The sequence below is a fragment of the Pseudoalteromonas sp. BSi20311 genome, from assembly GCF_000239875.1.
In the GTDB taxonomy this organism is placed as follows: Bacteria; Pseudomonadota; Gammaproteobacteria; order Enterobacterales; family Alteromonadaceae; genus Pseudoalteromonas.
Window position 1 is genome coordinate 1 of record NZ_BADU01000085.1, and the last position, 17,133, is coordinate 17,133.

Below are 17,133 nucleotides of genomic sequence, written 5' to 3' on the forward strand. Positions count from 1 at the left end.
CCTGTGGCAGTAAGCTCAAACACTTATCTATCGTCTTGGTTTTGCCCCCACCACTAATGCCGATATGCGAGATACACGTTGATAAATTAATCGCGTTTGGCATTTCATAGTCTTTACCTTTCCCAACTTCACTTTGCATGATGTTGTAATCGATAGTGAAAGGTCTTCTATGTAAGTACCCCACCATAATTGCTTTAACGATGTGCCGATAAATTTTAAACGTCTTAGGTGATGGCACAAAGGTAAGTGGAATTAATTCAATCATTAACTCCCTATCAAAGTCATTCATCTGAGTAACGCTTGCATCAACGTCATGATTGACCAAAATCGCCTGAGTGAACGCTTCCAAACTCTTTGCAGGTCGAATCGCTTCAATTAGCGGGTTGTTGTTATAGGCGGTGATGTTGTGAGGAATATATTCCGCTTTTACAGCCACTGATTGTGTTTCTAAAATTTGCATGTTTTTACCTTATTTCTAATTAATCTTGTCTCCTTCATGGTTAATTTTTCCTATTGATTTTGCCCAGATGAGGGATACATCTGCTGCATTTGGCGCATCATTGAAGACTGCAACGTCTCCATCGATACTGTTTCTTCTTTGGATTTCGACTCACCTACCATCAACGTGCTAATCATGGAGGCAGTCTGTCTATCCATATTCGCCTTGGTAATTTCCTTCAACGCTTTAACCGTAGATTGCGATGATTTGGCGTTCGGTCTTGTTAAACCTTTAAGCGCATCCAACGCTTCTTTGGTGATCCGTTGCGTATTGTTCTTCTGTATGAAGCGGGCTTGCCTAAGTTCACGTTGTTGTTCAACTAGATCCGATGTCTTCTGAGATTGTTTATGTGACACATCAAACCAAGTAACACCTTCAAACGTATCGTCCTGCTCGGTATTGAGCGTTGCTTCATAAACAACACCATCATGCTTGTACCAAATCTTGTCAGTAGAGCCATCAAAGTAACGGATGTCTAATTTCTTCACTGGGCGTTTTGGGTTTGCATTAAGCCAGCCTTGTCGTGCCGCATGTTCGCAGTGGTAGTAAACGTTGCGGTACTTAATCCCTTTTGCGGTAGTTGCTGCCAGACTCCGAGGTAGTAGCTTGAACATGACATCTTCTTTATTCATAGTCATGCCTCGTCCATTATTCATGTAATGACGCAGCCCAAAGTTCCACCTAGCTCTGGAGGTTGCACGCACACCTTCAACTTCCATTGCCTTGCTAGATACTCTCGGTTTTGGCACAAAGTTGTTTCTAAGAATGGTGTTTATGATCAGCAGATGAACAAACTTGTCGTAGTCATACACTGCGAGGTTCGAGGCGTGCGTATCGCCTTTTTCGGGTATGCGTTCAACCAGTCCCGGCATGAATTGGATGATGTCGTTTTTAGTATGCTGAAACTCACCTTCCACAGTTCCTTTGGTATAACCCGCATAGATTTGCAGGTAATTGATACAATCAACCCCGATCTGCTCATCAAGCAACTGCATCATGTTTTTCTTTGGATATTCCACACCATTATCAATGGCGAGTTCCGTACACAGCAGGTTACAGGGCCAATCTTTATGCGTGATATCTACACCAAACTGTTTGCAAAATTCCACTTTATCTGTGAAAGCATTGTAAAGTGCCTGCATGACTCCGCGCCAATTGGGGCCACCAATCCCAACGTGAAAGCCTACCGTCATCCCTGAGTCTACATCCATCACACGATATACAGTCGGTCTGCCAGATGATAAGCGCTCTTTTTTGTTATACGGGTAGATAAGATAAACATCTTCAATCGTGGCATCTATCTCATAGCGAAATCCGGGCCCCGGCACATCTGAACGGGCACGTTTTAGCTTAGAGCGGTATTCAGATAGATACCGCTTATCACCTTTTTGCTGCCACTTCAGTCGCCCTTCTTTTTCAGCCGCTCTAACAAAGGTATAGTATTGGTCATAGCTAATACACTCATTCTCTTCCAGCGGTTTACGCTCGACAATTTCCTTTCCGTCTTCATTGATGTACTTCTCTTTTTTTGACTGAAAATAGAAGTCATACACCTCATACTGTTTGGTATGAGGCATTCGCATGAATTTCTTTTTACCTAATCTTTCCAAGTGCTTGAGAATATTGTCTTCGTCTAGCTTGGTGCGCCCACGAAAATAGGTATCTGATGATTTTCTGCCGCGCTTAGACATCCCCTCAGTCGGGACAAGCGGTAGCACAAAGTTGCTGCCACATTTTCGATAATCCGGGTACATCGCATTGAAACAGCTACCACGGTAAAAGTACTGTGCAAGTAATCTGGATATTTGCGCAGCATTTACGCCACTTTCAGCGCTGATTTCCTTGATAAGTTCACTACCTCTGTCGGTATACAGGTATTCATAGTTTTTTTCGGAATCCTCAACAATGGGCTTTATCAAGTCATAGTTAAATCGAGCGTTATCTCGCCTTTTTAGTTTGATTTCTAGCTGCTCATTTGGAGACTTATTACGCGGTACGTAAAGGCCGTTGTCATACTCAATCCCACGGATTTCATATTGGTAATGCGTCAACATATCGGCTAACTTTTGTGCATCCATTGTTAGTGGTTTGCTTTGAAGGCGTGAGCGTTTTTTTTGTAAGGGTTTATCCGCTCTTGGTTTGCGTTTAACCACCGATTTATTCAAATCGTAATAAGCGACCTTATCGCGGGTTACATGGACTATACGCAGGTGTAGTGAGCCTGTTGGCGTGATAATTTCTGTATGTTTACGGAACATGATTAAGCGACCTCCCTTAAAGGAACAGGCTTAAACACATCAATTTTTATATCTAAATCAATCGGTAATTGATGAGACCATAGGCCCCACTGGAATAGGCCGAAGCCATCGTCGTAACTGAGTCCCAATCGATGACTGACACGCTGAATAACCTCTTGTAACGGTGTTTCAAAGTACAGGCTTGCCATCTCAACAAACGCCATAAAAAACGGCTGTTGATTGTGCTTAATCTCATGAATGTATTTCAAGCACCCCTTGGACCACTTTAAATTGTATGCACAGTTAATGCTGACGTTGTGGTCAGTTTCTAAAACAAACGGTATCTGTTTGTCTTCATAGTATCGTCTTTCCAGTTCGAGCTTTTGCAGAGTTCGCGTAACAGATACAGGGTGCTTGATTTCTCTATCCAGCGAATCCAGCGTTTTATATGTTCTGGCGACCTCTTTTGTTGCGAGGTTTTTGTCGTTTAAATCTGTCTCTAGACAATAGAAGTCGGTACTGAGCACATAGGCTTCGCCTTCTTCATCGCACGGATACTTGATACCCATATCGATTGCGATACGAACACATAGCTCTATGTCCCACAATGGATATTGCTCAAAGTAATTAACGGTTTCCGGCAAGGAATCTCTTATGATGCCTAAGCGTCTTTCACCATCGCTTAAGAAATGGTGGTTGCGTTTGCTCTTAGCGCCTTTGTACAAATGCCTTCTTGTACCCTTAGGACCGCTCCACACTTTGATTAGAGGCTCGTATTGCTTCTTATCTAACGCATCATGCCATTTATCAAGCGTTTTAAGGGCCTTATTAAATTTTAAAAGCATTCACCCGCCTTACCCATGAAAATCTTTTGACTTGGGAAATATAAATTTGGCGAATGAAATAACTTAGAGTTGGAAGTTTGATGTTTTTCATTTTGTCTACTCAAATTCGTTTAAATACGAACGTGATCGTAGATCTAAATTTTGATCAATACAACTTGCATATTTGTATAAAGCACTGAATTTTAAGTAATTAATATTTATAAAAATAAATATTATAATTTTCTATTAATTATTTAGACTTCATAAACAATTGAAAAAACATCAAATATTTTGTGATATTTTTTGATTATACCAATGTGCATATTTGTCATGGTTATTGCTTCGAGATCTGATATTGATTAAATAAATGGCAACGAGCGAAATATCAATCATTAAAACGGTTCTAGTAGGTTCTACTTGCTTATTTATCTAATTTATATAAATTAGATAAATCACTATCAAAAAGAAGAATAGCCTTATGAACGAGCAAGCGATCTTCGACCATATCAAACAAGCATTAGATGATGCGCCACGCAACCAGTACACCACTGAGTTGCATCTGCAAATGATCAAATACGCTGATAGTTTAAAAAGCATGACTGCCAAAGAATTTTGCGAAGGCGTTGGCTTAAAACCCAGTTTTGGCACTGAATTTTCTAAAATGCGTAATCTCACTCACCGTTTAAAAGCAGCAGGCTTAAACACCGACTTGCTCTAACCGCTCAGGCACAAGGATTTAAAGGAACACTCATGGCAATTAAAAAGACAGAACTGTATTCATCATTATGGGCAAGCTGTGACGAACTGCGTGGCGGTATGGATGCCAGCCAGTATAAAGACTACGTACTAACCATGCTATTCATGAAGTACGTTAGCGATAAATACAAAGGCGACCCATACGGCATGATTGTCGTGCCAGAAGGTGCTAGCTATGACGACATGATAGCTGCCAAAAACGACAAGGAAATTGGCGATAAAATCAATAAAATCATTGCAGCCCTTGCTGAAGAAAATGACCTTAAAGGCATAATAGACGTTGCCGATTTTAACGATGAAGACAAGCTCGGTAAAGGTAAAGACATGGTAGACCGTCTAACCAAGCTAGTCGGTATTTTCCAAGGGTTAGACTTATCATCAAATCGAGCTGGCGGTGATGACCTATTAGGTGACGCTTACGAATATCTAATGCGCCATTTCGCAACAGAATCAGGTAAATCTAAAGGCCAATTCTATACACCATCTGAGGTATCTCAAATTTTGGCAAAAGTGGTCGGCATTAAAGAAGACACACCTCAAGATGCCACCGCCTACGACCCTACTTGCGGCTCAGGTTCATTGTTGTTAAAAGCCAGCGACCAAGCGATGCGTGGTTTAACCCTATACGGACAAGAGATGGACAACGCGACTAGCGCACTTGCCCGTATGAACATGATCTTACATAACAACACCACGGCTAAAATATGGAAAGGCAACACACTTGCCGACCCACAATGGAAAGATGCCACTAACCAATTAAAAACATTTGATTTTTCGGTTGCCAACCCGCCATTTTCAAATAAAAACTGGACCAGCGGCTTAACGCCAGAAAACGATTTATATAACCGTTTTACGTGGGGCATTCCACCAGAGAAAAACGGTGACTACACCTTCTTACTGCACATTATCAAAAGCTTAAAAAGCACAGGTAAAGGCGCGGTGATCTTACCGCATGGTGTGTTATTCCGTGGTAATGCCGAAGCCACAATACGTGAAAACCTCATCAAACAAGGTTACATCAAAGGCATTATTGGTTTACCTGCTAACCTGTTTTACGGCACTGGTATTCCTGCCTGTATTATTGTGATTGATAAAGAGCACGCTCAAAAGGCTGTCACTAATTTCAATGAAGTTGATGAAACACTACCAACCGTATCAGGCCGCCCAATATTTATGATTGATGCCAGCAAAGGCTTTATCAAAGATGGCAACAAAAACCGCCTGCGCAGCCAAGACATTCATAAAATTGTCGATGTGTTTAATAAAGGCTTAGCGCTTGAGCGTTATAGCCGTTTAGTGCCAATTGATGAAATTGCCGCTAACGATTACAACCTTAATATCCCGCGTTATATCGACTCGTCTGAGCCAGAAGATTTACACGATTTAAGCGCTCACCTGCAAGGTGGCATTCCAAATCGTGACATTGATGCCCTTGAGCATTACTGGCAGGTATTCCCAAGCATTCGCGCTACCTTGTTCACTCATTTGCGTGACGGATACAGCCATGCACTGGTTGAAGCCAGCCAAGTAAAAAGCAGCATATTAGCTCACCAAGAATTTAAAGACTTTGCCGCTCGTAGCTTATTGCCATTTAAACAGTGGATACCAGAAGCGAAACTTAGAGAAATCAAAGTTGGCGATAACCCGAAAAACTTTATCTTTAACATTTCAGAGAACTTGTTAAATAGCTATGCCAATAGCGACTTATTAAGCAAGTACGATATTTACCAAATCCTGATGGATTACTGGGCCGATCCCCTGCAAGACGATGTGTATGTATTGGTACAGGATGATTGGCAAGCAGGTAACACCCTTCGTGAGTTAGTGGCTGCCAAGGGCGAAAAACTCAAAGAAACCCCTGATTTAGTCATCAACAAGAAAAAGTACAAAGCCGAGCTTATTCCACCTAGCTTAATCGTTGCCCGTTACTTTGCTGACGAACAAACTCAAGTTGACGCCCTGCAAGCTAAACAAGACGAAGCCACCCAAGCACTGGAAAGCTACCTAGAAGAACATGGCGGTGAGGATGGTCTATTGATTGACGCCCTCAACGATAAAGACAAAATCACCAAAGCCAGCGTTGCTGCCAGAGCAAAACTTGCCACCGATGTTGACGAAGTGAAAGCACTGAAACAAGCAACTAAATTGTTTAATGCCGAAGCAGCTGCGAAAAAAGCAGTCAAAGAAGCCCAAGAAGCGCTCGATTTAGCCGTATTCAACCAATATCCAAAACTCACGATTGATGACATCAAAACACTGATTGTCGATGACAAATGGCTAGCCACTCTACATGCCAATATCGTTGCTGAAATTGAACGTGTTACCCAACAAATGGCAAACCGTGTTAAGCAATTAGAAGAGCGTTATAGCGCGCCACTACCAACCCTTTCTAAATCGGCTGATGATCTTAGCGATAAAGTCGCAGGCCATTTAAAAGCGATGGGTTTGGAGTGGTCATTATGAGCGTAATTGAGCAAGTAGTTCCTGAAGGATATAAACAAACAGATGTTGGAATTATTCCTATTGATTGGAAGGTGTCCAAACTTGGAAACATCGGCAAGTTTAAAAATGGTATCAACAAAGATGCTGATTCATTTGGCCACGGCTTACCATTCATCAACCTTATGGATGTTTTTGGTAAGCCCCATATTTCAGGTAACGAAAATCTAGGTTTAATTAATTCAACTGAGATTGAACGAAAAGAATACAACGTCAAAAAGTCGGATGTATTATTTATTCGTTCATCAGTAAAGCCAACAGGCGTGGGGCTGACCAGTGTTGCCCTCCAAGACCTAAGGGACTCAGTTTATTCCGGTTTTCTAATTCGATATAGAAGTAATGACGATTTAACTACGGACTTTAAAAGGCATTGTTTTTATGACAGCGGATTTCGCAATAGATTAATTGCTGCGAGTACTGTAAGTGCAAATACCAATATTAATCAAGATGCATTAAAAGAGCTTCAAGTTGCTTATCCAAGTAATACTGAAGAACAAACCGCCATTGCCAATGCCTTATCCGATGTGGATGCGCTATTAACAGAATTGGAAAAGCTGATCGCGAAAAAACAAGCGATTAAAACCGCCACCATGCAGCAACTGCTGACAGGCAAAACCCGTTTACCTCAGTTTGCCTTTTATTCTAAAGAAAGTGCAGAGGTCGCCACTTACACCGAAGGCGCTGTTGAAGGAAAGAGCCAAGGCCAGCCTAAAGGCACAAAACCCAGCGAACTAGGCGAAATCCCTGAGGATTGGGATGTAATACTTTTAAACGATATATCAGTTATTTCTCGGCTTGCAGGTGCTGAATATACTAGTTTTTGGAAAGAAGAACCAACAGGTGAAATAATAGCACTACGCGGGTTTAATATCGGTCAAAATAAAATAATCAATAGAGAGTTAACTAGAATAAGTAACTCTTTATCTATGAAGCTCAAGCGTTCTAGACTGACAAAAGGTGATGTGATTTATCCTTGTGTTGGTTCAATTGGAAATGCTGCTGTGATTCATGATGATAAAAAATATCATATTCAGCAGAATATTGCTCGAATCACTCCATCGAAATCGAAGCTCAATTCTGAGTTTCTCTGTTTTTACCTCATGAGTGAATTAGCTACTAAAGAAGTAGAGCGCTTTACTGCAACAACCAGTCAGCCAAGTGTTCTTGTAAGTAGCCTTCGCCAATATCGACTGCCAATTCCTAAATGTATTGAAGAACAAACCGCTATCGCCACCATCCTCTCGGATATGGATAACGAAATTCAAACCCTTGAGCAACGCTTGACGAAAACCCGTCAAATCAAGCAAGGCATGATGCAGCAGCTACTCACAGGCCGCACAAGGTTGCCATTTAACAAAGAATAATAAGGAACACGGATGTCTGAATGTAATGAATTAGAATTAAAGCCAATTAACGACTTGCTGGAATTATCATTTTTTATTCCCGCCTATCAGCGTGGCTATCGTTGGTCTAAAAGGCAGGTTATTGAATTACTGAATGACGTATACGAGTTTTGTTTAAACAAAAATAAATCAGAGCAAGATTTTTATTGTTTGCAGCCCGTTGTAGTAAAAGCACGAGGTGACCAGTGGGAGTTGGTAGATGGTCAGCAAAGGCTAACTACCATTCTTATAATTTTGGGTTACTTCAATTCACGATTTGCTGAAGACTTCCGAAAACAACTTTATTCAATCGAATATGAGACCCGCCCTGAGAGCAAAGAGTACATTGCTACGCTTGATGAAAGTCAAAAAGATAAAAATATAGACTTCCACTATATTTTCGAAAGCTACAACGAAATTCGAAATTGGTTTAAAGACAAAATTAACCGGATAAATGATATTGAATCTGTATTTCTTAATGATGTTAAAGTGATTTGGTATCAGATAAGCGAAACGGAAAATGTTACCGAGGTATTTACTCGACTAAATATGGGTAAAATCCCTCTGGTTAATGCCGAGTTAGTTAAAGCGTTATTTTTAAAGTCGAGTAACTTCGCCCAAGATGTAGAAGACTCTAAAAGCAAAAAGCCTATTCAGGATCTACAGCAGTTAAAAATCTCTCAAGAGTGGGATGCGATTGAAAAACGCTTACAAGATGATGCGTTTTGGTTTTTCATTAGCAATGAATCTATTACCACCAATCGTATCGAATTTGTGTTGGATTTGGCATCCAGAGAGTTAGATAGTGAAGGAATTTTAAACACGGATAAATTGAAAATATTTTTGACATTCAACCGACTGCTTTCGAATAACGGTGAAAAGGATAAACCTGTCGATATTACTCGTGAGTGGCTAAAGATAAAACAGTGTTTTATGACATTGGAAGAGTGGTATAACGACCGCGCTTTATTTCACTTGATTGGCTATTTAGTCTCGCAGAAAATTTCTATCGCTCATATTTTCGATTTACATCAAGAGGCACTCACAAAGTATGATTTTCGACAGTCATTGCTAAAGCTAGTCTTCAGTAAGACATTTAACGGTAGAGAAATAGATACGTTATCTCAAGAATGGCTAGAAGAGAGGCTAAACGAATTTACTTATGAATCTGGAGCACACAAGCTCAGGCCAATACTATTACTATTTAACGTAGCTAGCTTACTTGCTAACCCTGCCACCAATGCGCGTTTTCAATTTGATAAATATAAATTAGACAGTTGGGATATTGAACATATCCGCTCAGTGGCATCCGATATGCCAAATAGTAAAGACAAGCAAAAAGCATGGCTTGAAAATGTTGTTGCTTATATATCTAGTGATGAGTCCATAGAAGCTGAAGAGTCTGACGTTGATGAAAACAGTGAAGAGCTATCTATAAAACTTGAAGCAACAAAGTTACTGCAAGCAACCAACTTCAATAATGATCAGTTTGAAGCTTTGTATGACAAAGTACGAGCGCATTACGACCCTGATGGTAATGAAGATATTGATAACTCAATTGGCAATCTAACCTTGCTGGATAGCAGGACTAATCGTAGCTATCAAAATGCGGTATTTCCTATTAAACGAGCGAGGATCATCGCATTAGATAAAAAGGCAACCTTTGTTCCGCTATGCACTAAGAATGCATTTCTTAAGTATTACAGCAAACATGTAGATAAGATGCTGTATTGGGAAGCGAAAGATAGCGAAGATCATCAAAGAGCTATGGTAGACATGTTACTCGATTTCTTTCAAGGAGTGGGCGTTCATCAAAAGGAGTTAGGACATGAATAAGGGAAAAAGCTTAACATTTTACGGTCTATTTGATGTTGTTGAAGCGATAGAAATTCCAATATTACAACGTGATTATGCACAAGGTCGAAAAGAAGAAGGTGAAGTTAGAACACTATTTTTAAATTCATTATTCCAAGCGCTAAATAGCAATGATGGGCCACGACAGCCTTTAGATTTAGACTTCGTTTACGGAAATTTTGAAGAAGGACAAAGCAAGGCTTTTTCTGTTCTTGATGGTCAGCAGCGCTTAACGACTTTATTTTTATTGCATTGGTACTTAGCAATAAAACATGAACATATTGCAGAATTCAGAGATCGGTTTGTCACTGATGAACAACGATCTCGCTTTACTTATAAAACACGACCTAGCACAACCGAGTTTTTTGATGCATTAATCTCCAAAGATATTGAAATATCGAATGCAACAATAAGTAAGCAGATTAAAAATAGTCAATGGTTTTATTTGTCATGGCAACAAGATCCAACGGTACAAGCTTGTTTGAATATGCTTGATGCGATTCAGGAATTGTTTTCGCAAAACGATGCCAATTTATACGAGCGAATCATCAATACAAGCGAACCTTACATCACCTTTCAGTTTTTAGATCTTCATTCTTTTGGTTTATCAGATGAGCTTTATATCAAAATGAATGCTCGTGGTAAGCCGCTAACAATATTTGAAAACTTTAAAGCCAAGTTAGAGCAAAAAATAAAGTCTTTTGAGGGCGATTGGCCTGAGTACACATTGCCTTTTCAAGACAATGCTAGCGGTTATGATTACTTCATACATAAGATAGATACTGACTGGGCTGATTTATTTTGGCCTTATAGAAATGTTTGTTCTGATGACAATACCTTTGATGATGAGTTAATGAACTTCATTCGACTAGTTATCGCCTATCAATACCTCGTTGATCATAAAGATTCGTCTATCGAGCTTCATGTGAATGGTGGCGAACTCTTTGGTCGAAACGGAAGATTAGAATCACTTACACTTTCCCAATATGAAGAATTAGGTTGTTTAAATAAAGAATTCATTATCCGGCTAATTAGCTTCCTTGACCTCAGCTATAGGGGTGGATTGGTCGAGAACAAAATAAACAGCTACTTAGACACTGATTACTACTACAACGAACACAAAACATTCAAGAACGTATTGAAAAACGATGCTAGCTACGATGATAAACTCAGGTTTTATGCGTTTTACAACTACGTTGCAAAATCACCAACTAATGAAGAGTTGAATGAATGGTTAAGGGTAATTTTTAATTTAACCGAAAACACCATTATCAATACCGCAGATGAGTTTAATAAAGCACTGTTTGCAATAGACAACCTTTGCCAGCACGATAGCCCTATATTAAAAACACTAGCTAATGATGTTGAAATATCAGGTTTTACAGGTGCTCAGATAGTCGAAGAAAAGATCAAGGCTCATCTGCTGTTAAGGTCTAGTGAATGGCGAGAAGCAATTACCTGTGCAGAACAACATTCATTTCTGAAAGGCCAGATTGGCTGTATTTTAAATTTTACTGATATCCTAAGTTATTACCGAGAGCATGAACATTGTAATTGGAACGCTGAAGAAGATAACGAGTATTTAACTAGCTTCATACGATATTCTAATGCGATTCAACGCGTGTTTGATCAAATTGAAAGCAGCTCAGCATCAATTGATTATTTGTGGGAAAGAGCAGTTTTAAGCAAAGGGGAATACTTCACCGATAAACGAGGCGACAAATACAATATGCTCTCCTCTCGTGATACTAGAAACAATATTCCTCGTGATCATAGCTGGAAACGATTATTACGTTTCGGCACTGCTTCAATTGAGCAAAAACAAAGATACGTTAAAGCAGTTATTGATGACCCGTTATTTAATGCTGACGAAATACAAACATCACTTTCTGCTATTTGTTCCAATACTATTGAGTCTGAAGAAATTGAGCCTTGGAGAAAAGCATTAATTCAACATAAAGAGTTAATAGCGTATTGCCAGCAAGGCTTTATTGAGAAAAATAACTCTGAGTTTGTATTACTTGGACAATCCCAGCGAAATCATACTCATGCTGAGTTATATACCAAAGCACTCGAAATTGACTTACGCAGAGATAAAAGCTCATTAGAGCCTTTTTCGCGGTTATGGTATGAACAAGTTAAATCGCGAGAAGAAAGTGCGCATTTGAAACTAACCGGGTTTGTTCATAATGAACAGCGATATCAAATAGATATCTATAAAAAAGGTAGTTGCTTCGATATTCGGGTCAACGGTGGTGAAATCGAAAATGCACCAGAGGCTTTAACAGGGTTACTAGAGAGTGAAGGGTTTGAATTGAGAGGTATGGCATTGCCTAGCCTCGGCTTTTACAAATACTACAGTGATAAAAATCAAAAAAGTATTGAAGATGTAAAATTAAAGATTCAAAAACTATGTACAAGTTTAAAGGATTTAGACGATGAGTAATGTCGGTCAATTAGAACGAAGAACCCAAAACCGAGTGGTTAAGTTTTTTAAAGAACAGCTTAATTACGATTACTTAGGTAATTGGGAATACCGTGAAGGTAACAGCAATATAGAAAAAGACTTGCTGACTAAATGGCTTAAAGGTCGTGGAATTTCTGACTCACTAATTACCCGTACATTACGCCAACTTGATACTGCCGCAGCCCTTGGTGAGGGAAAAAAGTTATTCGATGCAAACAAAGATGTTTATCGCCTACTCCGTTATGGCGTAAAAGAAAAAGAAGGCGCTGGTGAACAAAACCAAACAGTTTGGCTAATAGATTGGAAAAACCCAGAAGCTAACGACTTCGCCATTGCTGAAGAAGTGACCGTAAAAGGTGAGCTAAAAAAACGCCCTGATATTGTAATTTACGTTAATGGTATCGCGCTTGGTGTGATTGAATTAAAACGCTCTTCAGTATCAGTCAGCGAAGGTATTCGCCAAAACTTAGACAATCAAAAGAAAGCGTTTATTCGTAACTTCTTTACCACTATGCAGCTTGTAATGGCAGGTAATGACTCCCAAGGTGTTCGCTACGGCACGATTGAAACATCTGAAAAATATTACCTTGAATGGAAGGAATGTAGCGGTAAAGAAAACCCCAATCCGCTACCAACAAGCGATATAAAAACAGAGAACTTACTCGATACTCATATCGCGCAACTGTGTGATAAAAGGCGTTTCCTACAACTGATTCATGACTTTATCGTGTTTGACGCTGGGGTAAAGAAAACATGCCGACACAATCAATACTTTGGCATCCAAGCGGCACAGAAACACGTTACAACGCACGATGATGGCATCATTTGGCACACGCAAGGTTCAGGCAAAAGCTTAACTATGGTTTGGCTTGCCAAGTGGATACGTGAAAATGTGACGGATTCACGGGTGCTTATTGTTACTGACCGAACCGAATTAGACGAACAAATAGAAAAAGTATTCTCTGGTGTTGATGAAGAGATCTATCGCACAAAAAGCGGACGGGATTTGGTTGCCACGCTTAATCAACCTAACCCTTGGTTGTTTTGCTCTCTCGTTCATAAGTTTGGGCGAAATGGTGAAGCCGTTACTGACGAAGACGATGATGAGGCAACAAAAGATTACCTTGAAGCATTAACCAAAAACCTACCAACTGACTTTGCTGCAAAAGGTAATTTATTCGTTTTTGTCGATGAATGTCATCGAACTCAATCGGGCAAGTTGCATGAAGCAATGAAAGCCATTTTACCTGAAGCCATGTTTATCGGCTTTACAGGTACACCTCTGATGAAAAAGGACAAGAAGAAATCCTTGGAAGTCTTCGGCCCTTATATTCACACTTATAAATTTGATGAAGCCGTGAATGACGGTGTGGTGCTAGATCTGCGTTATGAAGCAAGAGATATTGATCAGCATTTAACCTCAGAAAAAAAAGTAGACCAGTGGTTTGAAGCTAAGACTAAAGGACTTTCTAACCTTGCTAAAATGCAGCTCAAACAAAAATGGGGCACCATGCAAAAAGTGCTCTCCAGCAAATCTCGCTTAGAACAAATTGTTAGCGACATTTTAATGGATATGGAAATCAAACCTGCACTGATGTCTTGTAGAGGCAACGCCATGCTTGTGTGCGCTAGCGTCCATCAAGCATGTGTTGTTTATGATTTGTTTAGTAAGACCGATCTTGCAGGAAAATGTGCAGTAGTAACCAGTTATCAGCCAGTCGCAGGCGCTATAAAAGGCGAAGAATCTGGTGAAGGTTTAACTGAAAAGCTATTTAAATATGACACCTATCGCAAGATGTTAGCTGAGTACTTTGAGCAAAGCGAAGAAGAAGCCGCGAAACGTGTTGAAGAGTTTGAAAAGGCCGTTAAGAAACGATTTATTGAAGAGCCGGGGCAAATGCGCCTGCTTATCGTTGTAGATAAGCTGCTCACAGGTTTCGATGCCCCTTCTGCGACCTACCTCTATATCGATAAGAAGATGGCTGATCACAACTTATTCCAAGCGATCTGCCGGGTAAACAGACTAGATGGTGAAGATAAAGACTACGGTTATATCATAGACTACAAAGACTTATTTCGTTCACTTGATAAAGCCATTAAAGATTACACAGCCGAAGCGTTTGATGGCTACGATGCTGACGATGTTAAAGGGCTTTTAAAAGATCGCTTACAAGAATCTCGTGCAGATTTAGACAATGCGCTGGAGGCAGTACGAGCGTTATGTGAACCAGTGAAAGCACCTAGAAATACTAAAGACTTTATCCATTATTTTTGTGGTGAATCGGGTGTTGAACCTAAAGATGAAAGTGAGCGCACTGAAAAAGAAGCACTGCGTTTAACTCTATATCAATCAGTGGCTAAACTGATTCGCGCATACACCAACCTTGCTAATGAAATGGAGCAAGCTGGTTACACCTTTGAAGAAACCGAAAATATTAAGAAAGAGGTCGCGTACTTCGAAAAGGTGCGTGATGAAGTCAAACTCGCCAGCGGTGATTTGCTCGAAATGAAACGTTTTGAGCCTGCGATGCGTCATCTATTGGATATGTATATTCGAGCTGATGACAGTGAGTTACTGATGGATTTTGAAGAGTTAGGCTTGATTGATCTAGTAGTGAACAACAACGGTAAAAGTTTAGAAGATTTACCTGAAGGCTTGCGTAATAATGAAGATGCAATGGCTGAAGCTATTGAGAATAACGTAAGAAAAACTATCGTTGATGAAAACCCTGTAAACCCTAAATACTTCGACAGCATGGCAACGTTGCTCGATGAAATCATTAAGCAGCGAAGAGAACAAGCCATTAGCTATCAGGAATACCTTGAGCAGATCAAAGCTCTAGCCAATAAAGTGGTTAATCCAAGTGAAAATACCGCACAAAACTACCCTACGTCTGTTGATACGCCAGCCAAACAAGCAATTTATGACAACTTAGGTAATGATGAAGTACTTACTACTAAAATTGATACCGCTGTTCGTTATACCAAGAAAGCTGATTGGCTTGGAGATAGGTTCAAGGAACGTGAGATAGCCAACGCAGTGCGAGAAGAAGCGGCTGGTTATAACATCAATATTGTTGATGTGATGGAGCTAATTAAAGCTCAGAAGGAATACCATTAGTGCGCCATACTAAAAGCAATGCTCAAAGCGTTGAAGTAGTTCGTATTGGCGATATTGATGTAGAGCTAAATCGCAGAGCTATTAAAAACATTCACTTAAGCGTACTACCGCCAAACGGCAAAGTACGCTTGTCTATCCCTAACGATACAAGTGAACAAAAGATCAGGCTGGCTATTGTTAATAAGCTTGCGTGGATTAAGAAACAGCAAGCTGACTTTGCAGGACAAGAACGACAATCAATTCGGGAAATGGTTAATGGTGAATGCCACTACCTATGGGGTAAGAAATACCGCTTAAAACTTGTTGAGGCAAAAGCCAAATACAGTGTTACTGCAAAGGGAAATGGTAGCTTAGTAATGGCCGTTGCTGGAAATACGTCAAGCGACAATAAGCTCAAACTACTTAACCGTTTCTATCGAGATGAAATGCAACGCTCACTTGAGAATTTATTACCTCAATGGGAAAAAAAACTAGGTGTAAACGCTGGTTCTATCAACATCAAAAAGATGAAAACCAAATGGGGAAGCTGCAATATTCAAGCTAAGCGTATATGGCTTAACCTCGAACTTGCTAAGAAACCTCCAGAGTGCATTGAGTTCATACTTGCTCACGAATTACTTCATTTACTAGAGCGCCACCACAACGATAGATTCCGCTCTCTCATGGACAAGCATATGCCTAACTGGCGTGAACGCAGAGACTTACTTAATAGCTTGCCTCTGGCTTATGAAGATTGGAGTTATTGATTGTCTAAAACGATCATAGATCTCAATAAAGTAAGTGGAAGCATTTTCGCTTCCATTTCATTAGGTTTAGTTTGAAACTTCACCTTGATATTGATGTTATACAGTAAAGAAATAATTTTAGGTAATTCTTGCTGTTTAAAAGCGCCAGAAGGAATAAGAATACAATCAATGTTATTTGCCGATAACATAAGCTCTACTTTATGGCTCAACGTTTGTAACCCAATTTTATCAAGCTCAAAACACTGAGGTAAAAGTCGAACTTGAAGTTGTGGTGATTTGAGCAAATCAAGACAAAAGCGTTTGACGCTTGAGTAAGAAGATTTTTGAGTATTTAAAGTTTTCATGATTCCACCTTTAAAATTAATGACACATTAAATTTATTAGATGAAAAACCAAGTTCGCACAAGTTACAGATACGTATAACACGCTGTTTTAAAAGGATTTAATAAGCATAAAATTATATGCTTATTTTTATATTTATTAATTTACAAAGATTAGAACTACTTGAAATATATGCAGTAATTGATTTAGATATTTTTAGGTTTATTAATAAGTTATCGATATTAATATAAATAATTTGCTAAAAGTTTTTTTCATTTTTTGAAAAATTAAATTAGCCTTCGAATTTGAAGCAAAAAAAGCGGACCATAAAGATCCGCTTTTCAATTTTGTTCTTAATCTGAATTAACCAACTTAATTAAGATAACCATCTTAATTAAAACGTTAACCCACTTAATTACATGATCAC

Annotated in this window: 11 protein-coding genes; 7 read left to right on the forward strand and 4 right to left on the reverse strand. The window is 39.5% G+C overall.

Features of this window, described 5'->3' with window-relative positions:
- The 3 genes from P20311_RS10155 to P20311_RS18535 form a co-directional block, all read right to left on the reverse strand.
- Nucleotides 1-460: hypothetical protein (locus P20311_RS10155; RefSeq protein WP_036985058.1), on the reverse strand; the 460-nt coding region annotated here is incomplete at its 3' end.
- A gap of 50 nt (nt 461-510) precedes the next feature.
- Nucleotides 511-2,757: a hypothetical protein gene (locus P20311_RS10160; protein WP_008112415.1), complete on the reverse strand. Its 2,247-nt coding sequence runs from the start codon at nt 2,755-2,757 to the stop codon at nt 511-513.
- 2 nt (nt 2,758-2,759) lie between these two features.
- Nucleotides 2,760-3,581, reverse strand: coding sequence for a TnsA endonuclease N-terminal domain-containing protein (locus tag P20311_RS18535; RefSeq protein ID WP_008112416.1), 822 nt, complete (start codon nt 3,579-3,581; stop codon nt 2,760-2,762).
- 457 nt (nt 3,582-4,038) lie between these two features.
- On the opposite strand from P20311_RS18535, the gene P20311_RS10170 reads away from it, so the two are divergent.
- The 7 genes from P20311_RS10170 to P20311_RS10200 are packed head-to-tail and all read left to right on the forward strand — an operon-like array spanning nt 4,039 to nt 16,385.
- Nucleotides 4,039-4,278 carry a hypothetical protein gene (locus P20311_RS10170; protein WP_008112417.1) on the forward strand — a complete coding sequence of 80 codons (240 nt, stop codon included), beginning with the start codon at nt 4,039-4,041 and terminating at the stop codon, nt 4,276-4,278.
- 32 nt (nt 4,279-4,310) lie between these two features.
- Nucleotides 4,311-6,779: a type I restriction-modification system subunit M gene (locus tag P20311_RS10175; protein ID WP_008112418.1), complete on the forward strand. Its 2,469-nt coding sequence runs from the start codon at nt 4,311-4,313 to the stop codon at nt 6,777-6,779.
- Nucleotides 6,776-8,179: a restriction endonuclease subunit S gene (locus P20311_RS10180; RefSeq protein WP_008112419.1), complete on the forward strand. Its 1,404-nt coding sequence runs from the start codon at nt 6,776-6,778 to the stop codon at nt 8,177-8,179. Before P20311_RS10175 ends, P20311_RS10180 begins: the two co-directional genes overlap by 4 nt.
- Nucleotides 8,180-8,191: 12 nt before the next feature.
- Nucleotides 8,192-10,033 carry a DUF262 domain-containing protein gene (locus tag P20311_RS10185; protein WP_008112420.1) on the forward strand — a complete coding sequence of 614 codons (1,842 nt, stop codon included), beginning with the start codon at nt 8,192-8,194 and terminating at the stop codon, nt 10,031-10,033.
- On the forward strand, nt 10,026-12,497 hold the full coding sequence (locus tag P20311_RS10190; RefSeq protein ID WP_008112421.1) for a DUF262 domain-containing protein: 2,472 nt from the start codon (nt 10,026-10,028) through the stop codon (nt 12,495-12,497). Before P20311_RS10185 ends, P20311_RS10190 begins: the two co-directional genes overlap by 8 nt.
- Nucleotides 12,490-15,639: a type I restriction endonuclease subunit R gene (locus P20311_RS10195; protein WP_008112423.1), complete on the forward strand. Its 3,150-nt coding sequence runs from the start codon at nt 12,490-12,492 to the stop codon at nt 15,637-15,639. The genes P20311_RS10190 and P20311_RS10195 overlap by 8 nt, the downstream gene beginning before the upstream one ends.
- Nucleotides 15,639-16,385, forward strand: a complete 747-nt coding sequence (locus P20311_RS10200; protein WP_008112425.1) for a M48 family metallopeptidase — start codon at nt 15,639-15,641, stop codon at nt 16,383-16,385. Before P20311_RS10195 ends, P20311_RS10200 begins: the two co-directional genes overlap by 1 nt.
- Here the strand turns inward: P20311_RS10200 and P20311_RS10205 are convergent.
- Nucleotides 16,379-16,729: a hypothetical protein gene (locus P20311_RS10205; RefSeq protein ID WP_008112427.1), complete on the reverse strand. Its 351-nt coding sequence runs from the start codon at nt 16,727-16,729 to the stop codon at nt 16,379-16,381. The two genes, P20311_RS10200 and P20311_RS10205, sit on opposite strands and share 7 nt — an antisense overlap.
- Nucleotides 16,730-17,133: the final 404 nt, after the last annotated feature.